The organism is Streptomyces sp. NPDC005761, assembly GCF_040630635.1.
In the GTDB taxonomy this organism is placed as follows: Bacteria; Actinomycetota; Actinomycetes; order Streptomycetales; family Streptomycetaceae; genus Streptomyces.
The window spans coordinates 245,762-270,460 of record NZ_JBEXXX010000004.1 but is presented as its reverse complement, the minus strand read 5'-3'; the positions used below and the strand labels follow the sequence as shown (position 1 = coordinate 270,460).

Here is a 24,699-nt window from a genome sequence, read left to right as displayed (position 1 = left end):
ACTTACCGCCCATGAAGAGCGAGTCCGCCCCACCCCCTTCCGGCCCGGCTGTCCAGGTCCGCGGCCTGGTGAAGCGGTACGGCAGCAAAGCCGCGGTGGACGGCCTCGACCTGGACGTCCGAGCCGGTGCGGTCACCGCGGTCCTCGGCCCCAACGGCGCCGGCAAGACCACCACGATCGAGACCTGCGAGGGATACCGCCGCCCCGATGCCGGAACGGTCCGGGTGCTCGGGCTCGACCCGGTCGCCGACGCCGCGCGTCTGCGTCCCCGCATCGGTGTGATGCTCCAGTCGGGCGGCGTCTACTCCGGCGCACGCGCCGACGAGATGCTGCGCCACATGGCGAAACTGCACGCCCACCCCCTGGACGTGGACGCCCTCATCGAACGTCTGGGCCTGGGCGGCTGCGGCCGCACCACCTACCGCAGGCTCTCCGGCGGCCAGCAGCAGCGGCTCGCCCTGGCGATGGCCGTCGTCGGCCGCCCGGAGCTGGTCTTCCTGGACGAGCCGACCGCGGGCCTCGACCCGCAGGCCCGCCGCTCCACCTGGGACCTCGTGCGGGAACTGCGCGCCGACGGGGTGGCTGTCGTCCTCACCACCCACTTCATGGACGAGGCGGAGGAACTCGCCGACGACGTCGCCATCATCGACGCCGGCCGGCTGCTCACCCAGGGCAGCCCCGAGGCCCTGTGCCGCGGCGGCGCCGAGAACACCCTGCGCTTCACGGGCCGCCCGGGCCTCGACATCGGCTCCCTGCTGAAGGCACTGCCCGACGGCACGCAGGCCGCCGAACTCACCACCGGCGCGTACCGCATCACCGGCGGCATCGACCCGCAGCTTCTGGCCACCGTCACCTCCTGGTGCGCCCAGCACGGTGTGATGCCCTCCGGCATCTCCGTCGAGCGCCACACCCTCGAGGACGTCTTCCTCGAACTGACCGGCAAGGAGCTGCGCGCATGAGCGCCGGAACGTACGCCCCCCGGCCGGGCGCCGCCCCACTGCCCCGCATGATCGCCGCGCAGACCGCGCTGGAGACCCGGATGCTGCTGCGCAACGGTGAACAGCTGCTGCTGACGGTGATCATCCCGACGCTGCTGCTCGTGCTGTTCAGCGCGGTCGACATCGTGGACACCGGCTCGGGCGAGTCGGTCGACTTCCTGACCCCCGGCATCCTCGCCCTGGCCGTGATGTCCACGGCCTTCACCGGCCAGGCCATCGCCACCGGCTTCGAGCGGCGCTACGGCGTACTCAAGCGGCTCGCCGCCTCGCCGCTCCCCCGCTGGGCGCTCATGGCCGCCAAGACGCTCGCGGTCCTGGTCACCGAGGTGCTCCAGGTCGTACTGCTGACGGTGATCGCCTTCGCGCTGGGCTGGTCCCCGCACGGCAACCCGTTCGCCGTGCTGCTGCTCCTGGTCCTCGGCACCGCCGCGTTCTCCGGGCTCGGCCTGCTGATGGCCGGGACGCTGAAGGCGGAGGCGACGCTGGCCGCCGCCAATCTGGTCTTCCTGCTGCTGCTGGTCGGCGGCGGGGTCATCGTGCCGCTGGACAAGTTCCCCGGCGCGGTGCAGTCGGTGCTGGGCCTGCTGCCGATCGCCGCCCTGTCGGACGGCCTCAGGGACGTGCTGCAGCACGGTGCCGCGATGCCGTGGGCCGACCTGGGCATCCTCGCCGTGTGGACGGTGCTGGGGCTGGGCGCGGCGGCGAAGTTCTTCCGCTGGGAGTGAGCCCGCGGGCGCGCTCCGTAGGCGGTTCGGGGTAAGTCGTCCCCCTCGTGAAAGCTTGCACAAGCGGCCGCCTACGATGGTGCGCGTGCCCAAGCTGACCCGAGCCGATGTCGCTCAAGCCGTGCGGAACCCGCTCCTCTACATCGCCGAGCGCTGGACGCCGTCCCCCCGGACCGTCCGCCGTGCGGCGATGTCCGCCGTCGTGATGAGCGTCGTCATCGTCGTCACCGGCGGTGCCGTGCGGCTGACCGGATCCGGCCTCGGCTGCCCGACCTGGCCCAAGTGCACCGACGACAGCCTGACGGCGACGAGCGCGATGGGCTTCCACGGCGCCATCGAGTTCGGCAACCGGATGCTCACCTACGTCCTGTGCGCTGCGGTCGGGTGGGCGATCATCGCCGCCCGGTCCGCCAAGCCCCGGCGCCGCAGCCTCACCCGGCTCGGCTGGACGCAGTTCTGGGTGGTCATGGGCAACGCGGTGCTCGGCGGCATCGTGGTCCTCGTCGGCCTCAACCCGTACACCGTCGCGGCGCACTTCCTGCTCTCCACCGCACTGCTCACGATCGCCCTGGTGACGTGGCAGCGGGTCGGGGAGGGCGACGCCGCACCGCGCCCCCTGGTCGGCAAGGCCGTCTCGCAGCTCACCTGGCTGCTGGCGGTCGCGGCGGGGCTGCTGATCGCGGTCGGCACGGTCGTCACGGGGGCCGGGCGGCACGCCGGCGACTCCAGCGACGTCCACCGCATCCCGATCGACTGGAAGATGATCGCCCAGCTGCACGCCGACCTGGCCTGGGTCGTGGTGGCACTGACCGTCGCGCTCTGGTTCGTCCTTAAGGCCGTCGACGCGCCCGCGGGACCGCTGCACCGTGCCCGGGACCTGTTCGTGATCCTGATGGCGCAAGGCGTGATCGGGTACGTGCAGTACTTCAACGACACTCCCGAGATCCTGGTCGGGATGCACATGTTCGGCTCGTGTCTGGTGTGGATCGGCGTGGTCCGCGTCCTGCTCTCACTGCGCGAGCGGCCGCCGGTTGTGGCCCCGGTGCCCGGGCCTGCGGCCGAGCAGCCCGAGCCCGCTACGGCGGGCTGAGGCGCCCGTACCCCTCGCACACGTCAGGGGCTCCCCCGCCGGACGGCTTGCACGCCGTCCCGTGGAGGAGCCCCTGTTCTGCGTCGCGAGCCGTTCTCAGGCCTTGTTCGCCGGGCCGCCGACCTGGATACCGGCCATCCGGGTCCACTCGTACGGGCCCGTGTGGACCTTCGCCGCGAACTCGCCGTCGAAGGACTCGTGCATCGTGATCCCGGACTTCTGTGCGGCGCTCTCGGCGACCGCGTACGAAGGGGCGACGAGATCGCCCCAGCCGCCGTCCTCGCCGACGAGAACGATGCGGGTGCCCATCTGCCCGATGTAGGCGAGCTGCCCCTCGGCTCCACCGTGCGCCTTCGCGAAAGCACCGATCTGCTTGGCCAGCCTGGCGGCCCTGCGCTCCGCGCGCGCCGCCTGCTTGCCGTCCACCTGCTGGGTCTCAGCCGTCTCTGCCATGCACAGGATGCTACCGATGGGTAGGTCAACGTGCGACGGGCGGGGAGCGTGGCGTGGGCCACGCTCCCCGCCCGTCGGCAGGTCGTACCGGAGCTGTGCTACTTCAGGAAGGGGTCCACCGCCACGGCGACGAACAGCAGGGACACATAGGTGATCGACCAGTGGAACAGCCGCATCTCCTTGAGCTTCGCGCCGGTCACACCGGACTTGGCCCGGTTCAGCAGGCCGTGCGCCTCCCAGAGCCAGAAGCCGCCGGTCAGCACCGCCACCAGCGTGTAGAACCAGCCGGTGTAGCCCAGCGGGGTCAGCAGCAGCGAGACGGCCACCATCACCCAGCTGTAGAGGACGATCTGGCGGGCCACCACCCGGTTGGAGGCAATGACCGGCAGCATGGGAACACCGACCCGTGCGTAGTCGTCCTTCACCTTCATGGAGAGCGGCCAGTAGTGCGGCGGCGTCCAGAAGAAGATGACGGCGAAGAGGATCACCGCGGCCCAGGACATCGAGTTCGTCACGGCGGACCAGCCGATGAGGACCGGCATGCAGCCCGCGATCCCGCCCCAGACGATGTTCTGCGAGGTACGACGCTTCAGGATCATCGTGTACACGACGACGTAGAAGAGCAGGGCGCCGAGCGACAGTCCCGCCGACAGCCAGTTCACCAGCAGCCCGAACCAGAGCGTCGAGATCACCGCGAGGGCGATGCCGAAGGCCAGGCACTCGCGCGGGCTCACCATGCCGGTGACCAGCGGGCGCTGCGACGTACGGTCCATCAACGCGTCGATGTCGCGGTCGATGTACATGTTCAGTGCGTTGGCACCGCCGGCGGACAGGTATCCGCCGATCGTGGTCGTGAGCACGAGCCACAGGTCGGGTACACCCTGAGCGGCCAGGAACATCACCGGAACAGTGGTGATCAGCAACAGCTCGATGATCCGAGGCTTGGTCAGCGCCACGAATGCCTTGACACGGGCCCCGAACGGGCGATGGCCCCCCGGGCTCGGAGTCAAGGCGACCCCTGCGGGTCGGGACTCGACGGCCGTCACGCACACCCCTGACAGAGAAATCCCAGCAAGCTCCGGGCGTGAAGGCCCGGTAGAGACTTGCGCGAACCAGACCACTGTAGACGTTGGGGACAGGCCGCCCTTCGCGGGGGTGGGGTCGTGTTGATGTGGCGCGGGGCGTTGCCTCGGCACATGTGCGAACGCTCGCACACGCCCCCGCGGCTCAGCGGCCCGCAGCGACGCGCGCCCCGCTCGCACAGGTGTGCTCCAGCCCACTCACGAGGGTGTCTCAGGAGTGTGCGCGGACGCTCATCGGAGGCCTCAGGAGTGAGCCTCCACGCTCATCGGAGAGAGCCCATCGGTGAGCCTCCGCGCTCATACGGGAGGCGGATTCGACGGGCCGCCCGCACCCTGGAAGGAGCCGGAAATCGCGGGTGCTGACGGGGGTAGGCTCGGCAATGCCCGGTGCGGTCACAGTCACCGGTTTACGACAGTGGAGAGGAGCCCTGACTCAGGGTGAGCACCAAGCCGACCACCACAGACCTCCAGTGGACCGAATTGGACCAGCGGGCCGTGGACACCGTCCGCGTCCTGGCCGCGGACGCCGTACAGAAGGTCGGAAACGGCCACCCGGGTACGGCCATGAGCCTGGCTCCCGCCGCGTACACCATTTTCCAGAAGGTGATGCGGCACGACCCCGCCGACGCGGAGTGGACCGGCCGCGACCGGTTCGTGCTCTCGGCGGGCCACACCAGCCTGACCCTCTACATCCAGCTCTACCTGGCCGGGTACGGCCTGGAGCTCGATGACCTGAAGGCCTTCCGCACCTGGGGCTCCAAGACCCCGGGGCACCCGGAGTACGGCCACACCACAGGCGTGGAGACGACGACCGGCCCGCTGGGCCAGGGTGTCGCCAACGCCGTGGGCATGGCCATGGCCGCCCGCTACGAGCGCGGCCTGTTCGACCCGGAGGCGGCCCCCGGCACCTCCCCCTTCGACCACATGGTCTGGGCCATCGCCGGCGACGGCTGCCTCCAGGAGGGCATCTCCGCGGAGGCGTCCTCGCTGGCCGGGCACCAGAAGCTGGGCAACCTGGTCCTGCTGTGGGACGACAACCACATCTCCATCGAGGGCGACACGGAGACCGCGGTCTCCGAGGACACCCTGAAGCGCTACGAGGCGTACGGCTGGCACGTCCAGCGCGTCGACCAGCTGCCCAGCGGCGACCTGGACCCTGCGGGGCTGTACAAGGCGCTGCTGGCCGCCAAGGCCGAGACCGAGCGCCCGTCGTTCATCGCGGCCCGCTCGATCATCGCCTGGCCCGCCCCGCACGCGCAGAACACCGAGGCCGCGCACGGCTCCGCGCTCGGCGACGACGAGGTCGCCGCGACCAAGCGCGTGATGGGCTTCGACCCCGAGAAGTCCTTCGAGGTCTCCGACGAGGTCATCGCGCACACCCGTCAGGCACTGGACCGCGGCCGCGAGGCCAAGGCCGAGTGGGAGAAGACCTTCGCCGCCTGGCGCACCGCCAACCCGGAGCGCGCCGCCGAGTTCGACCGCATCGCCGCGGGCGAGCTGCCCGAGGGCTGGGAGGACAAGCTCCCGGTCTTCGAGCCCGGAAAGGGCGTCGCCACCCGCGCCGCCTCCGGCAAGGTTCTCCAGGCGCTCGGTGAGATCGTTCCCGAGCTGTGGGGCGGCTCCGCCGACCTCGCGGGCTCGAACAACACCACGATCGACAAGACGTCGTCGTTCCTGCCGGCCGGCAACCCGCTGCCCGGTGCGGACCCGTACGGCCGCACGATCCACTTCGGGATCCGCGAGCACGCCATGGCCGCGGCCATGAACGGCATCGCGCTGCACGGCAACACCCGCATCTACGGCGGCACCTTCCTGGTGTTCTCCGACTACATGCGCAACGCCGTGCGGCTGTCCGCGCTGATGCACCTTCCGGTGACGTACGTGTGGACGCACGACTCGATCGGTCTCGGCGAGGACGGCCCGACCCACCAGCCGGTCGAGCACCTGGCCTCGCTGCGCGCCATCCCAGGCCTGAACGTGGTCCGCCCGGCCGACGCCAACGAGACCTCCATCGCCTGGCGCGAGATCCTGCGCCGCTACACCAAGGTGTTCGGCAAGGGCGCTCCGCACGGCCTGGCGCTGACCCGGCAGGGCGTGCCCACGTACGAGGCGAACGAGGACGCGGCCAAGGGCGGCTACGTGCTCTTCGAGGCCGAGGGCGGAGAGCCCCAGGTCCTGCTGATCGGCACGGGCTCCGAGGTCCACCTCGCCGTCGAGGCGCGCGAGGAGCTCCAGGCGGCCGGCATTCCCACGCGTGTGGTGTCGATGCCGTGTGTCGAGTGGTTCGAGGAGCAGGACCAGGCGTACAAGGACAGCGTCCTGCCGCCGTCCGTGAAGGCCCGCGTGGCCGTCGAGGCGGGCATCGGCCTGACCTGGTACCGGTTCGTCGGGGACGCCGGCCGGATCGTCTCGCTGGAGCACTTCGGTGCCTCGGCCGACGCCAAGGTCCTCTTCCGCGAGTTCGGCTTCACCGGCGAGGCCGTCGCGGCCGCCGCCCGGGAATCTCTCGCCGCCGTCACGCGCTGACGCCGTTATACGACTAGTAGGAGATGCAATTCTCATGACAGACGCACTCAAGCGCCTCTCCGACGAGGGCGTGGCGATCTGGCTCGACGACCTCTCGCGCAAGCGGATCACCTCGGGCAACCTCGCCGAGCTGATCGACCAGAGCCACGTCGTGGGTGTCACCACCAACCCCTCGATCTTCCAGAAGGCGATCTCGCACGGCGACGGTTACGAGCAGCAGCTCACCGACCTCGCCACCCGCAAGGTCACCGTGGACGAGGCCATCCGCATGATCACGACGGCGGACGTCCGTGACGCGGCCGACATCCTGCGTCCGGTCTTCGACGCCACCGACGGCCAGGACGGCCGGGTCTCGATCGAGGTCGACCCGCGCCTGGCCCACCACACGGCGGCCACGGTCGCCGAGGCCAAGCAGCTGGCCTGGCTGGTGGACCGGCCGAACACACTCATCAAGATCCCGGCGACGAAGGCCGGTCTGCCGGCGATCACCGAGGTCATCGGCAAGGGCATCAGCGTCAACGTCACGCTGATCTTCTCGCTGGAGCGCTACCGCGAGGTCATGGACGCCTACCTGGCGGGCCTGGAGAAGGCGAAGGCCGCGGGCCTGGACCTCTCCAAGATCCACTCGGTGGCGTCCTTCTTCGTGTCCCGCGTGGACACCGAGATCGACAAGCGGCTCGACACGATCGGCAGCGACGAGGCCAAGGCCGCCAAGGGCAAGTCCGCGCTCGCCAACGCACGCCTGGCCTACGAGGCGTACGAGGAGGTCTTCGCCGGTGAGCGCTGGGCCGCCCTCGACAAGGCGCACGCCAACAAGCAGCGTCCGCTGTGGGCCTCCACCGGCGTGAAGGACCCGTCCCTCAAGGACACCCTGTACGTCGTGGACCTCGTCGCCCCGAACACGGTCAACACCATGCCGGAGGCGACTCTGGACGCGGTGGCCGACCACGGCGAGATCACCGGCAACACCGTCGCCGGTTCCTACGACCAGGGCCGCGCCGACCTCGAAGCGATCAAGAAGCTCGGGGTCAGCTACGACGACGTCGTCCAGCTCCTCGAGGACGAGGGCGTCGAGAAGTTCGAGGCCGCCTGGATCGACCTGCTCAACTCGACCGAGGCGGAGCTCAAGCGCCTCGCCCCTTCGGAGGGCTGACCACTTTGTCTGGTGTTCCCGGAGCCAACCCGCTCCGTGACGCCCAGGACCGACGGCTCCCGCGCATCGCGGGGCCGTCGGGCCTGGTCATCTTTGGCGTCACGGGCGATTTGTCCCGTAAAAAGCTGATGCCCGCCGTCTACGACCTGGCCAATCGCGGCCTGCTGCCGCCGGGCTTCTCGCTCATCGGCTTCGCGCGCCGCGAGTGGCAGGACGAGGACTTCGCACAGGAGGTCCACGACGCCGTCAAGCAGCACGCCCGTACGCCGTTCCGCGAGGAGGTCTGGCAGCAGCTCATCCAGGGGATGCGCTTCGTCCAGGGCAACTTCGACGACGACGAGGCCTTCGAGACCCTGAAGGCCACCATCCAGGAGCTCGACCAGGCGCAGGGGACGGGCGGCAACTTCGCCTTCTACCTCTCCGTGCCGCCCAAGTTCTTCCCCAAGGTCGTCCAGCAGCTCAAGAAGCACGGGCTGGCCGACCAGAAGGAGGGTTCCTGGCGGCGTGCCGTCATCGAGAAGCCCTTCGGGCACGACCTGCAGAGCGCGCAGGAGCTCAACCAGCTCGTGCACGACGTCTTCCCGCCCAACGAGGTCTTCCGGATCGACCACTACCTGGGCAAGGAGACGGTCCAGAACATCCTGGCGCTGCGGTTCGCCAACACGATGTTCGAGCCGATCTGGAACCGGAGCTACGTCGACCACGTCCAGATCACGATGGCCGAGGACATCGGCATCGGCGGCCGGGCCGGGTACTACGACGGCATCGGCGCCGCTCGTGACGTCATCCAGAACCACCTGCTCCAGCTGCTGGCGCTGACCGCGATGGAGGAGCCCGGCTCCTTCCACCCGAAGGCCCTGGTCGCCGAGAAGCTCAAGGTGCTCACGGCCGTGGAGCTGCCGGAGGACCTCGGCAAGCACACCGTGCGCGGTCAGTACGCGCACGCGTGGCAGGGCGGTGAGGAAGTCCTCGGCTATCTGGAGGAGGACGGCATCGACCCCAAGTCGAAGACCGACACCTTCGCCGCGATCAAGCTGACGATCAACAACCGCCGCTGGGCGGGCGTGCCGTTCTACCTGCGTACCGGAAAGCGGCTCGGCCGCCGGGTCACGGAGATCGCGGTCGTCTTCAAGCGCGCCCCGTACCTCCCGTTCGAGTCCGGGGCGACGGAGGAGCTGGGCGGCAACGCCCTGGTCATCCGGGTCCAGCCGGACGAGGGCGTGACCGTGCGGTTCGGCTCCAAGGTGCCCGGCACCTCGATGGAGGTCCGGGACGTGACGATGGACTTCGCGTACGGCGAGTCCTTCACCGAGTCCAGCCCGGAGGCCTACGAGCGGCTCATCCTCGATGTGCTGCTCGGCGACGCCAACCTCTTCCCCCGCCACCAGGAGGTCGAACTCTCCTGGAACATCCTCGACCCGATCGAGCAGTTCTGGGACAAGCACGGCAAGCCCGCGCAGTACCCGGCGGGCACCTGGGGCCCGGCCGAGGCGGACGAGATGCTCGCACGAGACGGACGGAGCTGGCGCCGGCCATGAAGATCGATCTCACGGAAACCACTTCCAGCAAGATCAACCAGGCGCTGGTGTCGGCCCGTCGTGCCATCGGCACCCCGGCCATCGGCATGGTGCTCACGCTGGTCATCGTCACCGACGAGGAGAACGCCTACGACGCTCTCAAGTCGGCCGGCGACGCCTCGCGCGAGCACCCCTCGCGGATCATCGCGGTGATCAAGCGGGTCAGCCGTTCACCGCGCAACCGGCGGGACGCCCGGCTGGACGCCGAGGTCCGGGTCGGCTCCGACGCGGGTACCGGTGAGACCGTGGTGCTGCGGCTCCACGGCGAACTGGCCAACCACGCCCAGTCGGTGGTCCTGCCGCTGCTGCTGCCGGACGCCCCGGTCGTGGTCTGGTGGCCCGAGGCCGCGCCCGCCGATCCGGCGAAGGACCCGCTGGGCGCACTGGCCCAGCGCCGGATCACCGACGCGTACTCGGCCGAGCAGCCGAGCGCCGAACTGTCGGTGCGCGCCAGGTCTTACACCCCCGGGGACACGGATCTGTCCTGGACCCGGATCACGCCGTGGCGCTCCATGCTGGCGGCCGCACTCGACCAGCAGGCCGTGGAGGTCGTCTCGGCCACGGTCGAGGGCGAGTCCGAGAACCCGAGCTGCGAGCTGCTGGCCATGTGGCTCGCGGACCGGCTGCAGGTTCCGGTCGAGCGCACCATGTCCGGCGGCCCCGGTCTGACGGCCGTCCGGATGGAGACCAAGGCCGGCACGATCGTCCTGGACCGGGCCGACGGTTCGCTGGCCACGCTCTCCATGGTGGGACAGCCGGACCGCGCGGTGGCACTCAAGCGCCGGGAGACCGCGGAGCTCCTCGCCGAGGAGCTGCGCCGGCTCGACCCGGACAACACCTATGAGTCCGCGGTGAAGTTCGGCGTGGAGCGGCTCGGTGAGGCGGCGAAGCCCAAGGCGGCGGCGTCCTCCGGGCAGACCGCGCCCGCCGCCAAGAAGACGGCCGCGCCGGCCAAGAAGGCGGCCTCGAAGTGAGTGTCGTCCCGCAGCTCGTCGTGCACCGCGACAAGGAGCTGATGGCGCAGGCCGCGGCGGCCCGGCTGATCACGAAGATCGTGGACGCCCAGGCCGCACGCGGTCACGCCTCGGTGGTGCTCACCGGCGGCCGCAACGGCAACGGCCTGCTGGCGGCACTCGCCGAAGCGCCCGCCCGGGACGCGATCGACTGGTCGCGGCTCGACCTCTGGTGGGGCGACGAGCGGTTCCTGCCCGAGGGCGATCCGGAACGCAATGTCACGCAGGCCCGCAAGGCCCTGCTGGACTCGGTGCCGCTGGACCCCTCCCGGGTGCACGCGATGCCCGCGTCGGACGGCGCGCACGGCCCGGACGTCGATGCGGCGGCCGCCGCGTACGCCGCGGAGCTGGCTGCCGCGGCCGGCCCGGAGGACCACGGTCCGGTGCCGGTGTTCGACGTGCTGATGCTGGGTGTCGGCCCGGACACCCATGTCGCCTCGCTCTTCCCCGAGCTGCCGGCGGTCCGGGAGACGGAGCGCACCGTCGTCGGAGTGCACGGGGCGCCCAAGCCACCGCCCGTCCGCGTCTCGCTGACGCTGCCCGCCATCCGGGCGGCGCGTGAGGTGTGGCTGCTCGCGGCGGGCGAGGACAAGGCGGAGGCCGCCGCCATCGCCCTGTCGGGGGCCGGGGAGATCCAGGCCCCGGCGGCGGGTGCATACGGTCGCAGCCGCACGCTGTGGCTGCTGGACGCGGCGGCGGCCTCTCAGCTGCCGCGCGCCCTTTATCCGCCGGCTTCCGCCTGACCTGTCGTCAGCGGTACGCCTCGCAGGCCCGGTTCGCTCCTCGGAGCGGACCGGGCCTGCGCGTCGTGACAGGCTCGGCCCATGGTGCACTCCGCGACCGCGGAGACGGGCCCGCAGGACGTGCGGCGCGCGGCAACGTTCCGGAAGAGAGGGTCGACCGGAAGCCGCACCCCGGGGACCCCGACATCGTGGTCCTCGCGTCCCGCCGGGGGAACCGATTCCGTCATCGACGCGACACACCGCCCGCCCGGGCTCACTCCCCCGGCGGGACCCGGTCCAGGAAGGGCTCCAGCAGGCCCGGGACGGCCTCGGAGGCGAAGGCGAGCCCCTCGGACGTCTCCGCGTCGTACACCGTGTACGCGCCCGCTCCGGCGGCCGTCGTCGCGGTGATGTTCAGTACCCCGGCCCGTCGCTGGAAATACGACTGGCGGACCGCCCAGCCGATCACCCCGGCCCGTTCCAGCGCGGCCGTGGAGCGGCGCAGGGAGCCCGAGCGGGTCACCAGGTAGCCGCCGCTGAGGGCGTGGCCGAGACCGCGGTACGCGTCTCGGGCCAGGAGCACCCCGACGGGCAGCCCGACCGCCGCGGTGCCCAGGGCGGTCCAGAGGAGGACGGACGTCAGCAGGGCGCCGAGCAGGGCCTGGACGAGAACGGGCAGCAGGACCGCCCAGTACGCCCGGCGCAGCCGCCGGCCGCGCGCTGCGGGCGGATGAGCGGTCAGGGCCGCCCCGGTCGGCGACACCGTCTCGCGCAGCACGGCGGCTGCGGCCTCGTCGGCGACCCGCCGGGGGGCGGCGGGCAGCAGCGTGTTGTGGTCGCCGTGCTGCTCCTCGTCGTCCTTGGCCAGTCCGGTGGTGATGGCGTCGACCCGGGCGGCGCCCAGCAGCCGGACGCCGAGCGGCTCGACGAGGTCGACGCCGCGCAGCCGCCGCTCCTCGATGGAGACGGACCGGGAGGTGAGCAGTCCGCGCCGGATGCGCAGGGTGCCGCCCGGTTCGCGTTCGAGGCGGTAGTTCCACCACATCTCGATCCAGAGGCCGAGCGCGCCCATGACGCCGGCGAGGGTCGCGGCGAGCACGACGAGCACGATCACGGACGGCAGGGAGAACTCCCGCAACCGGTCACCGACCCATTCGATCACCTGCCCCTGCGCCCCGAACCAGTCGCTGACCTGCAGCACGGCCCCGGCCGCGGCGCCACCGAGCGCCGGTGCGACGAACGAGACCGGTGCGTAGCGGATCCAGCGCGGGTCGAGCCTGACGAGTTCGCCCTCGCGGTGGCTGCCGGACGCCCCCGTGAGGCCGCGCTCCAGGAGCGCGCGGCGCAGTCGTTCGCCCTCGGCGCGCCGGACCGGGTCGAGTTCCAGGGTGGAGTCGTCGCCGTCGTGCTCACCGGTGCCGATCCGGATGGTGACGAGGCCCAGGACACGCTGGAGCGGGTGGGCGGTGAGGTCGACGCTGCGGATGCGTTCCCGCGCGAGGGAGCGCTTCCTGATGAGCAGGAGGCCGGTGTGGAGCTCGACCCGGTCGGCTCCGATCCGGTAGCGGGTGCGGCGCCAGCGTATGTAGTCGGCGCCCGCGCTGCCCGCGATCAGCAGGGCCGCGCCCGCCGCCACCCAGGCGACCGCGGTGGCGAACCCGAACCGTCCGGAGAGCCCGAGGGTGGTCGGCACGGCGGCTCCGGCCGCCACGCCCGCCGTGACGAGGGCGGTGGCCAGGACCGTACGACGGTCGAGCCGGCGCCAGTCCACGGCCGGGGCGGCGGTGCTCATGTGGCGTCGCCGGGGGTGTCCTGGGTGATGCGCGTCAGCCGCTCGGCGAGCTCGGCCGCCAGCTCGTGGTCGAGGCCCTCGATCCGGACGGCGCCCTTGGACGAGGCGGTGGTGACGGTGACCGTGGCGAGCCTGTAGAGCTGTTCGAGGGGGCCGCGCACGGTGTCCACGGTCTGGATCCGGGACATCGGCGCGATCCGCCACTCCTGCCACAGCACCCCCGTACGGACGTACACCGCCTCGTCGGTGACCTCCCAGCGGTGCGTACGGAACCACCAGAGGGGGACGAGGACGGCGCAGCAGGTACCGAGCACCGCGAGCGCGGCGGCGGACAGCAGCAGCCAGAACCGGGCGGACGGGACGAACACGCCCAGCACGGCCAGGACCACCACCGGCAGCGCCGTCAGCAGCAGCCACTGCGCCCGCCACCAGCCGACAGCCCGCGGGTCCAGCGTGTGTGCCGGAGCCCGCAGCCGTACGTCCCCCTCCCCCGTGGTCATGGGTCTCAGCGTCCCCGGAGCTCGCGGTAGGCGGCGACGAGCGCCGCGGTCGAGCTGTCCAGCTGCTCAGCACCCTTGCCCTCGGTCAGCACCGGCTCGATCCGCCTGGCGAGGACCTTGCCGAGCTCGACACCCCACTGGTCGAAGGAGTCGATGTTCCAGACGGCGCCCTGGACGAAGACCTTGTGCTCGTAGAGCGCGATCAGCTGGCCGAGCACGGACGGGGTCAGCCGGTCGGCGAGGATCGTCGTCGTCGGGTGGTTGCCGAGGAACGTCTTGTGCGGCACCAGCTCCTCGGGAACTCCCTCGGCGCGCACCTCGTCCGGTGTCTTGCCGAAGGCCAGGGCCTGGGTCTGGGCGAAGAAGTTGGCCATCAGCAGGTCGTGCTGGGCGACCAGGCCCGGCAGCAGGGCGTCGACCGGCTCGGCGAAACCGATGAAGTCGGCAGGGATGACCTTGGTGCCCTGGTGGATCAACTGGTAGTAGGCGTGCTGACCGTTGGTGCCGGGGGTGCCCCAGACGACGGGTCCGGTCTGCCAGTCGACCGGATTGCCGTCGCGGTCGACGGACTTGCCGTTGGACTCCATGTCGAGCTGCTGCAAGTACGCCGTGAACTTGGACAGATAGTGGCTGTAGGGCAGCACGGCGTGCGACTGGGCGTCGAAGAACGCGCCGTACCAGACGCCCAGCAGGCCCAGCAGCAGCGGGGCGTTCTCCTCCGCCGGGGCGGTGCGGAAGTGCTCGTCGACGAGGTGGAAGCCGTCGAGCATCTCGCGGAACCGGTCCGGCCCGATCGCGATCATCAGCGAGAGGCCGATGGCGGAGTCGTACGAGTAGCGACCGCCGACCCAGTCCCAGAACTCGAACATGTTGGCGGTGTCGATGCCGAAGTCGGCGACCTTCCCGGCATTCGTCGACAGGGCCACGAAGTGCTTGGCCACCGCATCCTGCCCGGCCCTCAGGCCGGTCAGCAGCCAGTCGCGGGCGGAGGTGGCGTTGGTGATCGTCTCGATCGTGGTGAAGGTCTTCGACGCGATGACGAAGAGCGTCTCGGCCGGGTCGAGGTCGTGCACGGCCTCGTGCAGGTCGGCGCCGTCGACGTTGGAGACGAAGCGGACGGTGAGCGAGCGGTCCGTGAAGGAGCGCAGCACCTCGTACGCCATGGCGGGGCCGAGGTCCGAGCCGCCGATGCCGATGTTGACGATGTTCTTGATGGGCCTGCCCGTGTGGCCGGTCCACTCGCCGGACCTGACGCGCTCGGAGAAGGCCGCCATCTTGTCGAGCACCGCGTGCACGGCGGGCACCACGTTCTCGCCGTCGACCTCGATCACGGCGTTCCGCGGGGCGCGGAGCGCGGTGTGCAGGACGGCGCGGTCCTCGGTGGTGTTGATCTTGTCGCCGCGGAACATCGCGTCGCGCAGCTCGGCGACCCCGGTGGCGGCGGCGAGCTCCCGGAGCAGCCGGAGCGTCTCGTCGGTGACCAGCTGCTTGGAGTAGTCGACGTACAGGTCGCCGACGCGCAGGGTGTATCCCGTGCCACGCTCGGGATCGTCCGCGAACAGCTGTCGCAGATGGGTCTTCCCGAGCTGCTCACGGTGCTTGCCCAGCGCGGTCCATTCCGGCGTCTGGTTGAGCCTGGTTCGGCTTTGTGCGTTCATCCCGGACATCAGCCCACTTCTTCTCGTAACCGCAGTTCCCCGCTGCCCCTCCAACTTAATTGATCAGGGAGGCGGACGGGACAACGGCGGGCTGCGGCACGGCAGAAGCGTTCCGGCCGGACACCCTGGGGGTGTCCGGCCGGTGAACAACTTCTACAGAGGCACGAGAGGTGTCAGATCTCGCCGCGGAGTTTGGCGAGGGCCTCGGCGAGGATGGCCTCGCCGTCCGCGTCACTGCGCCGCTCGCGCACGTACGCGAGGTGCGTCTTGTACGGCTCGGTGCGCGGCGGGTCCGGCGGGCTGTCCCGGTCCTGGCCGGCCGGGAATCCACAGCGCGGGCAGTCCCAGGTCTCCGGTACCTGCGCGTCATGGGCGAAGCTCGGCTGCGTCTCGTGCCCGTTCGAGCACCAGAAGGAGATGCGGGCCCGGGGCGCGGACTCGCCGCGCTCGGCCTCCCCCATCGGCCCCGCTCCGACCCGGCTTCCCCGGATCGCGTTGCCACTTGCCACGGTCGTAACTCCCTGCGTGATGGTGCTCGAAGATGCCCCAGTCTACGTAAGGCCCAACGCGCGTCCAGTGGTTGGAGTTACACCCTCACCGGAATCGCGTACGACGGGTCAGTTGTCCAGCTTGATGAGCAGACCAAGCACCACGATGCACGCGAACCAGCCCAGACCGACCACGACGGTGATCCGGTCGAGGTTGCGCTCGGCGACCGAGGAACCACCGACGGAGGACTGCATTCCGCCACCGAACATGTCGGAAAGACCGCCGCCCTTCCCCTTGTGCATCAGCACCAGCAGCATCAGCAGCAGGCTGAAGACGATCAGGGCGATCTCGAACCCCAAAATCACGGCTGGTCCCTACTTTCCGAAAATTCCTGACTGCATGTGCGAACAACGGGGGCCGGGAGGCTGCCCTCCTGGCCCCCGCAAGGGTACGACGGATCCGCGCTAGCGCATACTCACTGGTCGCGGAAGCGGACGATCTTGACGAACTCGTCGGCGTCCAGTGCGGCGCCGCCGATCAGTGCGCCGTCCACGTCGGGCTGCGCCATGATCGCGGCCACGTTGCCGGACTTGACCGAGCCGCCGTACTGGATACGGACCGCGTCGGCCAGCTCCTGCGAGTACAGCTCGGCGAGGCGGACGCGGATCGCACCGCAGACCTCCTGCGCGTCCTCGGGGGTGGCGACCTCGCCGGTGCCGATGGCCCAGACCGGCTCGTAGGCGACCACGATGGTCTCGGCCTGCTCGGCCGGGATGTCCTTCAGCGCGCCGTCGAGCTGCGCGAGCGTGTACGCGACCTGGTCACCGGCCTTGCGGATGTCCAGACCCTCGCCGACGCAGAGGATCGGGGTCAGGCCGTGCCTGTAGGCGGCCTTCACCTTGGCGTTGCAGACCTCGTCGGTCTCCGCGTGGTACTGGCGGCGCTCGCTGTGGCCGACGGCGACGAACGTGCACTTCAGCTTGGCGAGCATCGGGCCGGAGATCTCACCGGTGTACGCGCCGGAGTCGTGCGCCGAGATGTCCTGGGCGCCGTACTTGATCTTCAGCTTGTCGCCGTCGACCAGCGTCTGCACGGAGCGCAGGTCGGTGAAGGGCGGCAGGACGGCGACCTCTACGGCGTCGTAGTCCTTGTCGGCCAGGGCGAAGGCGAGCTTCTGGACGTGCGCGATGGCCTCGAGGTGGTTGAGGTTCATCTTCCAGTTGCCCGCCATCAGCGGGGTCCGGCCTTGGGTGGGAGCAGTCATGAAAGGTCAGTCCTCCAGTGCGGCGAGGCCGGGAAGCGTCTTGCCCTCGAGGTATTCGAGGCTGGCGCCGCCACCGGTCGAGATGTGTCCGAACGCGTTCTCGTCGAAGCCCAGGATGCGGACCGCGGCGGCGGAGTCGCCACCGCCGACCACGCTGAAGCCCGAGGAGTCGACGAGGGCCTGGGCGACGGCCCGGGTTCCCTCGGCGAAGTCAGGGTGCTCGAAGACGCCCATCGGGCCGTTCCAGAAGACGGTGGCCGCGTCGGCGAGCTTCGATGCGTACAGCTTGTTGGTCTCCGGGCCGTTGTCCAGCCCCATCTGCCCGGCCGGCATGGCGTCGGCGGCGACGGTGGTGGGGTGGGCCGGGGCCTTGGTCTTGAGGTCGGGGAACGCCGGGGCGACCACGACGTCGACGGGGAGCACGAACTCCACGCCCTTGTCCTCGGCGCGCTTGAGGTACTCCTGCACCACCGGGATCTGGTCCTCCTGCAGCAGCGAGCTGCCGACCTCGTGGCCCTGGGCCTTGAGGAAGGTGTACGCCATGCCGCCGCCGATGAGGATGCGGTCGGCCCGCTCCAGGAGGTGGTCGATGACGCCGAGCTTGTCGGAGACCTTGGCGCCGCCGAGCACGACCGCGTAGGGGCGCCGGACGTCGTCGGTGAGCTTCTTCAGGACACCGACCTCGGTGGCGATCAGGTCGCCGGCGGCGTGCGGCAGCCGGGCCGGGAGGTCGAAGACCGAGGCGTGCTTGCGGTGGACGGCACCGAAGCCGTCGCCCACGTACAGATCGGCGAGCTCGGCCAGCTGGTCGGCGAAGGCGCCGCGCTCGGCGTCGTCCTTCGAGGTCTCGCCGGCGTTGAAGCGGAGGTTCTCGATGACGGCGACCTGGCCGTCGGTCAGCGCGGCGACGGTGGCGCGGGCGGACTCGCCGACCGTGTCGGTCGCGAAGGCCACGCCGGTCCCGAGCAGTTCGCCGAGGCGGGTGGCGGCGGGCGCCAGCGAGAACGCCGGGTCCGGGGCGCCCTTGGGGCGGCCCAGGTGCGAGGCGACGACGACCCGGGCGCCGGCCTCGGCCAGTTTGGCCACGGTCGGCTGGACGGCACGGATGCGGCCGTCGTCGGTGATGGTGGTGCCGCTGAGCGGCACGTTGAGGTCGGCGCGGACGAATACGCGCTTGCCGGCGACCCCTTCGGCGAGAAGTTCGTCGATCGTCTTCATCTGTCTGGACTCCTTGGAGGACGAGGGAGCATGCGACGGGGCCCGAACGGCGCTGCGTTGCGCTGTTCGAGCCCCGTGCTCACATCGAGGTGCCTGCCGATCCGAGGATCAGAGCTGGCCGCCGACGAAGACGGTCAGGTCGACGAGGCGGTTGGAGTAACCCCACTCGTTGTCGTACCAGCCGAGGATCTTCACCGTGTTGCCCTCCTGGACCATGGTCAGGGAGGAGTCGAAGGTGCAGGACGACGGGTCGCTGACGATGTCCGAGGACACGATCGGGTCCTCGGTGTACGTCAGGAAGCCCTTGAGGTCGCCGTCGTCGGACGCCTTCTTGAACGCGGCGTTGACCTCGTCCTTGGTGACCTCGCGCTGCAGGGTCACGACGAGGTCCGTGGCGGAACCGGTCGGGACCGGGACACGCATCGCGATGCCGTCGAGCTTGCCCTTGAGCTGCGGCAGGACCAGGGCGGTGGCCTTGGCGGCACCCGTCGTGGTCGGGATGATGTTCTCCGCGGCGGCGCGGGCGCGACGCAGGTCGGAGTGCGGGAAGTCCAGGATGCGCTGGTCGTTCGTGTACGCGTGGACCGTCGTCATCAGGCCCTTGACGATGCCGAAGTTCTCGTCGAGAACCTTGGCCATCGGCGCCACACAGTTGGTGGTGCAGGAGGCGTTGGAGATGACGTGGTGGTTGGCCGCGTCGTACTTGTCCTGGTTGACGCCCATCACGATGGTGATGTCCTCGTCCTTGGCCGGAGCCGAGATGAGGACCTTCTTGGCGCCGCCCGCGATGTGCTTGGCGGCGTCGGCCTTCTTGGTGAAGATGCCGGTCGACTCGATGACGATGTCGACGCCCAGCTCGCCCCACGGGATGTCCGCCGGGTTGCGCTCGGAGAGCACCTTGATGGTGTGGCCGTCGACCGTGATGGTGTCGGCGGTGTGGCTCACCTCTGCCTTGAGACGACCCAGAATGGTGTCGTACTTCAGCAGGTGGGCCGTGGTCGCAGTGTCACCCAGGTCGTTGACAGCCACGATCTCGATGTCCGCACCCTGCTCCAGCAGCGCGCGGAAGTAGTTACGACCGATGCGGCCAAAGCCGTTGATGCCTACGCGGATCGTCACGAACCGATCTCCTCGTTAGGTACGCCGGTTTTCGACGCCGGCGAGTTGTATGGGATGTCCCCGACCGCCTCCGACCCTACCTCTCCGGAGCCCCAGGGGTGACATCGAGAGGGGCCACGGGAACGGCAGAAGCCCGTACTCCCCAGTAGGAGTACGGGCTTCCGGTTGCTCCGCTCCGCCTGCTGCAACGATTACGCAGCGTCAACGCCCGCGGGTGCGCGGCGCGTTCCCACCTCGGCTCGTCGGCGGAGGGTGTGGATCAGCCGACCAGGCCGTCGGCCAGCTCTTCGCTGAGAGTGGATTCCGTGCCCGGGATCCCCAGGTCCTGAGCGCGCTTGTCGGCCATGGCGAGCAGCCGTCGGATCCGGCCCGCCACGGCGTCCTTGGTCAGCGGCGGGTCGGCGAGCGCGCCCAGCTCCTCCAGGGAGGCCTGCTTGTGCTCCATGCGCAGCCGTCCGGCCGCCGCGAGGTGCTCGGGGACCTCCTCGCCGAGAATCTCCAGCGCGCGTCCCACCCGGGCGCCCGCGGCGACCGCGGCCCGGGCGGACCGGCGCAGGTTCGCGTCGTCGAAGTTGGCGAGCCGGTTGGCGGTGGCACGGACCTCGCGCCGCATCCGGCGCTCCTCCCAGGCCAGCACCGACTCATGGGCGCCCAGCCGGGTGAGCAGGGCGCCGATCGCGTCGCCGTCCCGGACGACGACCCGGTCCACGCCCCGCACCTCACGGGCCTTCGCCGCGATGGAGAGCCTGCGGGCGGCGCCGACCAGCGCGAGGGCTGCCTCGGGGCCCGGGCAGGTCACCTCCAGGGAGGAGGAGCGGCCCGGCTCGGTGAGCGAGCCGTGGGCCAGGAAGGCCCCGCGCCAGGCAGCCTCGGCATCGCAGGTGGCCCCCGAGACCACCTGCGGGGGCAGTCCGCGGATGGGACGGCCGCGGCCGTCCACCAGGCCTGTCTGACGGGCCAGCTGGTCGCCGCCCGCCACCACCCGCACGACATAGCGGGAGCCGCGCCGCAGGCCGCCGGGAGCCATCACGATCAGCTCCGAGCTGTGCCCGAAGATCTCGAGGATGTCCCGCTTCAGCCGGCGCGCCGCCATCGCGGTGTCCAGCTCCGCCTCGATCACAATCCGGCCGCTCACCAGGTGCAGCCCGCCCGCGAACCGAAGAATCGCCGAGACTTCTGCCTTCCTGCAGCAGGTCCGGGTGACGGGAAGCCGAGAGATTTCGTCCTTCACCGCTGGCGTCATCGCCATGGGCCGATCCTTCCATGCATCCGAAAAATACGGTCGTACGCGGCGGCCAACAGCTCCGGATCATGAATCGGATCGCCGTCGGGTGAGGCCACGGGCGCCAGCTCGACCGCGGCGCCGAGCCGTTTTGCGGCATCGGCGAGGGACTCGCGGTCGGGCACGGCGGCCTCGTCGGCCAGCACCACGTCCAGGGCGAGTTTAGGGGCGTGTCGTCCCAAAACCTCCAAATGACGCTGCGGAGAGAAGCCATCTGTTTCACCTGGTTGCGGTGCGAGGTTCAGCGAGAGGACCTTCCGGGCCTTCGTTTCGATCAGCGCGTCCAGCAGATCGGGCACGAGCAGATGGGGAATGACCGAGGAGAACCAGGACCCGGGACCGAGCACCACCCAGTCCGCGTCCAGGACCGCGGCAACCGCCTCGGGCACGGCCGGCGGGTCGTGCGGGACCACGTGCACCGACTGGACCTCGCCCGGGGTGAGCGCCACGGTGGCCTGGCCGCGCACCGTGTCCACCTGGTCCGGGTGCTCCGGGTCGTGCCCCTTCACGAGGGCCTGGAGTTCCAGCGGCACGGCGGACATCGGCAGCACCCTGCCGTGCGCGCCCAGCAGCTTGCCGACCAGGTCCAGGGCCTGCACGTGATCGCCGAGCTGCTCCCACAGGGCGACGATCAGCAGATTGCCGACCGCGTGCTCGTGCAGGTCGCCCTTGGACTGGAAGCGGTGCTGGATGACCTGGGCCCAGGTCTGGCCCCATTCGTCGTCGCCGCACAGGGCGGCCAGTGCCTTGCGCAGGTCGCCGGGCGGCAGGACGCCGAGCTCCTCCCGGAGCCGGCCGCTGGATCCGCCGTCGTCGGCGACGGTGACCACGGCGGTCAGGTCGCCGGTGATCCGCCGCAGCGCGGTGAGCGAGGCGGACAGGCCCATGCCGCCGCCGAGCGCGACGACCTTGGGCTGTGCGCCGCGCTTGCGGCCCGACAGGGGGGTGCCCCTGCGCAGCCTGCGCAGGCGCATGTTGCGACTGGTCACTCGCGCCCCATGTCCCGGTGCACAAGCACGGTCTCGATGCCCTCGGTGGCGAGCCGGGCGGCCAGCTTCTCCGACATGGCCACGGAACGGTGCTTGCCGCCGGTACAGCCGACGGCGATGGTCACGTACCGCTTGCCCTCGCGGCGGTATCCCGCAGCGACGAGCTGGAGCAGCTCCGTGTACTGGTTGAGGAATTCCTTGGCGCCCGGCTGGTCGAAGACGTACGCGGACACCTCCTCGTTGAGGCCGGTGAAGGGACGCAGCTCGGGAACCCAGTGCGGGTTGGGCAGGAAGCGGCAGTCCACCACCAGGTCGGCGTCGACGGGCAGCCCGTACTTGAAGCCGAAGGACATCACGGTGGCGCGGAGCTCGGGCTCCTCGTCGCCCGCGAACTGGGCGTCCATCTTGGCGCGCAGTTCGTGCACGTTGAGGCTGGAGGTGTCGATCACCAGGTCGGCGTCGCCGCGCAGCTCGCGCAGCAGATCGCGCTCGGCTGCGATCCCGTCGACGATGCGGCCGTCCCCCTGGAGGGGGTGCGGCCGGCGGACCGACTCGAAGCGGCGGACCAGGGCGTCGTCGGAGGACTCCAGGAAGACGATCCGGCGGGTGACGCCCTTGGACTCCAGGTCGGCGAGGGATTCCCGGAGGTTGTCGAAGAAGCGGCGGCCCCGGACGTCGACGACGACGGCGATCCGAGCCACGTTGCCCTGCGAGCGGGCGCCGAGCTCCACCATCGTGGGGATCAGCGCGGGCGGCAGGTTGTCGACGACGAACCAGCCGAGGTCCTCCAGACACTTGGCCGCCGTGCTGCGGCCGGCGCCCGACATTCCGGAGATGATCACCAGCTCCGGGATGGCCACCGTACTGTCGCCCGTCTCGATCGAGGTGCCCGTACTCACGTGTGCTGCTCCGTCTGCTCGGTCTGTGCGGTCGTGCCCGTGTTCATTCTCGTTCTCGGTCATGTCGTGCTGCCCCCGTCGTCCTCTTCAATGATCTCTCCTGTCGCCGTGTTCACGGCGGGCGTGGCCGGGGCCGCCGCGGCGAGGGCTACAGCCACTGATTCCGCCGTCCTGCGGCCTATCCCCGGAACCTCGCAGATCTCGTCGATTGTCGCCTGCCGCAGCTTCTTCACGGAGCCGAAATGCTTGATCAACGCCTGTTTCCGGGTGTCGCCCAGGCCGGCGACCGCGTCCAGGGGGCTCGAGCGGATGCGCTTGGCCCGTTTGGCGCGCTGGTAGGTGATGGCGAAGCGGTGCGCCTCGTCGCGCACGCGCTGGAGGAGGTAGAGGCCTTCGCTGGAGCGGGGCAGGACCACCGGGTCGTCGTCATCGGGCAGCCAGACCTCTTCCAGCCGCTTGGCCAGGCCGCAGACGGCGATGTCGTCGATCCCCAGCTCGTCCAGGGCGCGCTTGGCCGCGGCGACCTGGGGCTGCCCGCCGTCGACCACGAGGAGCTGCGGCGGGTAGGCGAACCGCTTGGGCCGGCCGTCGTCCTCACGGGGCTCGGCGGCCTCCGCGTCGGGGCCGGCGGGCACAGGGCCCGTAAGAGCAGGGCCGGCGGGCACAGGCCCCGTAGCAGCGGGGCCGTCGGGCACAGGCCCCGTGGGAGCGGGGCCGTCGGCGGGGCTCTCCTCCCACTCCCCCGTCCGCTCCTTCTCCTGGAGGTAGCGGCGGAAGCGGCGGCTGATCACCTCGTGCATCGAGCGGACGTCGTCCTGTCCCTCGAAGCCCTTGATCTGGAAGCGCCGGTACTCCCCCTTGCGGGCCAGACCGTCCTCGAAGACCACCATCGACGCCACCACGTCGTCACCCTGGAGGTGGGAGATGTCGAAGCACTCGATGCGCAGCGGGGCCGTGTCGAGGCCGAGCGCCTCGGCGATCTCCTCCAGGGCCCGCGAGCGGGTGGTCAGGTCCGAGGCGCGCTTGGTCTTGTGCAGCCCCAGGGCCTGCTGGGCGTTGCGCTGGACCGTGGCCATCAGGTCCTTCTTGTCGCCGCGCTGCGGGATGCGCAGGCTGACCTGGGAGCCCCGGCGGGCGGCCAGCCACTGGGAGACCGCGTCGGGGTCCTCGGGGAGGGCCGGGACGAGAACCTCCTTGGGGACGGAGTCGCCGGTCTCCTCGCCGTACAGCTGCTGGAGGGCGTGCTCGACGAGGCCCGAGGTGTCGACGTTCTCCACCTTGTCGGTGACCCAGCCGCGCTGGCCGCGCACCCGGCCGCCACGGACGTGGAAGATCTGGACCGCCGCCTCCAGCTCGTCCTCCGCGACCGCGATCAGGTCCGCGTCGGTGGCGTCGGCGAGCACGACCGCGCTCTTCTCCATGGCGCGCTTGAGCGCCCCCACGTCGTCGCGCAGGCGGGCCGCGCGTTCGTACTCCATCTCCTCGGCCGCCTCCGTCATCTCCTTCTCCAGGCGGCGGATGTACGCGCCCGTGCGACCCGCCATGAAGTCGCAGAAGTCGTCCGCCAGTTCGCGGTGCTCCTCGGGTGTGACCCGGCCGACGCAGGGGGCCGAGCACTTGCCGATGTAGCCGAGGAGGCAGGGGCGGCCGCTCCTGGCAGCGTTCTTGAAGACGCCTGCGGAGCAGGTGCGCACCGGGAAGACCCTGAGCATCAGATCGACCGTCTCGCGGATCGCCCACGCGTGCCCGTACGGACCGAAGTAGCGCACGCCCTTCTTCTTGGCGCCGCGCATGACCTGGACGCGGGGGAACTCCTCATTGAGCGTGACCGCGAGGTAGGGGTAGCTCTTGTCGTCGCGGTACTTGACGTTGAACCGGGGGTCGAACTCCTTGATCCAGGAGTACTCGAGCTGGAGCGCCTCGACCTCCGTGGACACGACGGTCCACTCCACGGACGCCGCGGTGGTCACCATCGTGCGCGTGCGCGGATGGAGGCCGGACAGGTCCTGGAAGTAGTTGGCCAGGCGCTGGCGCAGGCTCTTCGCCTTCCCGACGTAGATCACCCGGCGGTGTTCGTCGCGGAATTTGTAGACCCCCGGGGAGTCGGGGATCTGTCCCGGCTTGGGGCGGTAGCTGGAGGGGTCTGCCAT

The 24,699-nt window shown here is 70.4% G+C and carries 22 protein-coding genes; 8 read left to right on the top strand and 14 right to left on the bottom strand.

Features of this window, described 5'->3' with window-relative positions; all coding sequences use genetic code 11:
- The first annotated feature begins 11 nt into the window (after positions 1-11).
- From ABZ434_RS06525 to ABZ434_RS06515, 3 genes are all read left to right on the top strand, one after another.
- Positions 12-959 (top strand): ABC transporter ATP-binding protein, encoded by a 948-nt coding sequence (locus tag ABZ434_RS06525; protein WP_359132545.1) that lies wholly within the window; start codon positions 12-14, stop codon positions 957-959.
- Positions 956-1,723, top strand: coding sequence for an ABC transporter permease (locus ABZ434_RS06520; RefSeq protein ID WP_359132544.1), 768 nt, complete (start codon positions 956-958; stop codon positions 1,721-1,723). Before ABZ434_RS06525 ends, ABZ434_RS06520 begins: the two co-directional genes overlap by 4 nt.
- Positions 1,724-1,799: 76 nt before the next feature.
- Complete coding sequence (locus tag ABZ434_RS06515; RefSeq protein ID WP_359132543.1) at positions 1,800-2,813, top strand: COX15/CtaA family protein; 1,014 nt, start codon at positions 1,800-1,802, stop codon at positions 2,811-2,813.
- 96 nt (positions 2,814-2,909) lie between these two features.
- Here ABZ434_RS06515 and ABZ434_RS06510 read toward each other — a convergent pair whose 3' ends face one another.
- On the bottom strand, positions 2,910-3,266 hold the full coding sequence (locus tag ABZ434_RS06510; protein WP_359132541.1) for a hypothetical protein: 357 nt from the start codon (positions 3,264-3,266) through the stop codon (positions 2,910-2,912).
- A 98-nt stretch (positions 3,267-3,364) separates the two neighbouring features.
- Positions 3,365-4,318 (bottom strand): heme o synthase, encoded by a 954-nt coding sequence (locus ABZ434_RS06505; RefSeq protein WP_359132540.1) that lies wholly within the window; start codon positions 4,316-4,318, stop codon positions 3,365-3,367.
- Between the two features lie 468 nt (positions 4,319-4,786).
- On the opposite strand from ABZ434_RS06505, the gene tkt reads away from it, so the two are divergent.
- Genes tkt through pgl form a run of 5 tightly spaced genes read left to right on the top strand, consistent with a single transcriptional unit; the run spans position 4,787 to position 11,360 of the window.
- Entirely contained in the window at positions 4,787-6,874 is a 2,088-nt protein-coding gene (gene tkt / locus ABZ434_RS06500; protein WP_359132538.1) for a transketolase, read from the top strand.
- 34 nt (positions 6,875-6,908) lie between these two features.
- Positions 6,909-8,027 (top strand): transaldolase, encoded by a 1,119-nt coding sequence (gene tal / locus ABZ434_RS06495; protein ID WP_359132536.1) that lies wholly within the window; start codon positions 6,909-6,911, stop codon positions 8,025-8,027.
- A 5-nt stretch (positions 8,028-8,032) separates the two neighbouring features.
- The gene (gene zwf, locus ABZ434_RS06490) at positions 8,033-9,565 is read left to right on the top strand and encodes a glucose-6-phosphate dehydrogenase (protein WP_359132535.1); all 1,533 of its coding nucleotides are present in this window, start codon (positions 8,033-8,035) and stop codon (positions 9,563-9,565) included.
- Positions 9,562-10,578 (top strand): glucose-6-phosphate dehydrogenase assembly protein OpcA, encoded by a 1,017-nt coding sequence (gene opcA, locus ABZ434_RS06485; protein ID WP_359132533.1) that lies wholly within the window; start codon positions 9,562-9,564, stop codon positions 10,576-10,578. Before zwf ends, opcA begins: the two co-directional genes overlap by 4 nt.
- Entirely contained in the window at positions 10,575-11,360 is a 786-nt protein-coding gene (gene pgl / locus ABZ434_RS06480) for a 6-phosphogluconolactonase (RefSeq protein ID WP_359132532.1), read from the top strand. The genes opcA and pgl overlap by 4 nt, the downstream gene beginning before the upstream one ends.
- A 253-nt stretch (positions 11,361-11,613) precedes the next feature.
- Here the strand turns inward: pgl and ABZ434_RS06475 are convergent, their stop codons facing one another.
- From ABZ434_RS06475 to uvrC, 12 genes are all read right to left on the bottom strand, one after another.
- Positions 11,614-13,131: a PH domain-containing protein gene (locus tag ABZ434_RS06475; protein ID WP_359132531.1), complete on the bottom strand. Its 1,518-nt coding sequence runs from the start codon at positions 13,129-13,131 to the stop codon at positions 11,614-11,616.
- Positions 13,128-13,631, bottom strand: coding sequence for a PH domain-containing protein (locus tag ABZ434_RS06470; protein ID WP_359132530.1), 504 nt, complete (start codon positions 13,629-13,631; stop codon positions 13,128-13,130). The genes ABZ434_RS06475 and ABZ434_RS06470 overlap by 4 nt, the downstream gene beginning before the upstream one ends.
- 5 nt (positions 13,632-13,636) lie before the next feature.
- On the bottom strand, positions 13,637-15,289 hold the full coding sequence (gene pgi / locus ABZ434_RS06465; protein ID WP_359132596.1) for a glucose-6-phosphate isomerase: 1,653 nt from the start codon (positions 15,287-15,289) through the stop codon (positions 13,637-13,639).
- 173 nt (positions 15,290-15,462) lie between these two features.
- Complete coding sequence (locus tag ABZ434_RS06460) at positions 15,463-15,798, bottom strand: RNA polymerase-binding protein RbpA (RefSeq protein WP_078622699.1); 336 nt, start codon at positions 15,796-15,798, stop codon at positions 15,463-15,465.
- A gap of 108 nt (positions 15,799-15,906) precedes the next feature.
- Positions 15,907-16,143 carry a preprotein translocase subunit SecG gene (secG, locus tag ABZ434_RS06455; RefSeq protein ID WP_018104607.1) on the bottom strand — a complete coding sequence of 79 codons (237 nt, stop codon included), beginning with the start codon at positions 16,141-16,143 and terminating at the stop codon, positions 15,907-15,909.
- 110 nt (positions 16,144-16,253) lie between these two features.
- Entirely contained in the window at positions 16,254-17,042 is a 789-nt protein-coding gene (gene tpiA, locus ABZ434_RS06450; RefSeq protein ID WP_359132528.1) for a triose-phosphate isomerase, read from the bottom strand.
- A gap of 6 nt (positions 17,043-17,048) precedes the next feature.
- Positions 17,049-18,260 carry a phosphoglycerate kinase gene (locus ABZ434_RS06445; RefSeq protein WP_359132527.1) on the bottom strand — a complete coding sequence of 404 codons (1,212 nt, stop codon included), beginning with the start codon at positions 18,258-18,260 and terminating at the stop codon, positions 17,049-17,051.
- Between the two features lie 108 nt (positions 18,261-18,368).
- A complete protein-coding gene (gap, locus tag ABZ434_RS06440) occupies positions 18,369-19,379 on the bottom strand; it encodes a type I glyceraldehyde-3-phosphate dehydrogenase (RefSeq protein ID WP_219573458.1) in 1,011 nt (336 codons plus the stop codon).
- A gap of 259 nt (positions 19,380-19,638) precedes the next feature.
- The gene (gene whiA / locus ABZ434_RS06435) at positions 19,639-20,628 is read right to left on the bottom strand and encodes a DNA-binding protein WhiA (protein WP_030919772.1); all 990 of its coding nucleotides are present in this window, start codon (positions 20,626-20,628) and stop codon (positions 19,639-19,641) included.
- Positions 20,619-21,650 carry a uridine diphosphate-N-acetylglucosamine-binding protein YvcK gene (yvcK, locus tag ABZ434_RS06430; RefSeq protein WP_359132526.1) on the bottom strand — a complete coding sequence of 344 codons (1,032 nt, stop codon included), beginning with the start codon at positions 21,648-21,650 and terminating at the stop codon, positions 20,619-20,621. Before yvcK ends, whiA begins: the two co-directional genes overlap by 10 nt.
- Positions 21,647-22,612, bottom strand: coding sequence for an RNase adapter RapZ (gene rapZ / locus ABZ434_RS06425; RefSeq protein ID WP_359132525.1), 966 nt, complete (start codon positions 22,610-22,612; stop codon positions 21,647-21,649). Before rapZ ends, yvcK begins: the two co-directional genes overlap by 4 nt.
- On the bottom strand, positions 22,609-24,699 hold the full coding sequence (gene uvrC / locus ABZ434_RS06420; RefSeq protein ID WP_359132524.1) for an excinuclease ABC subunit UvrC: 2,091 nt from the start codon (positions 24,697-24,699) through the stop codon (positions 22,609-22,611). The genes rapZ and uvrC overlap by 4 nt, the downstream gene beginning before the upstream one ends.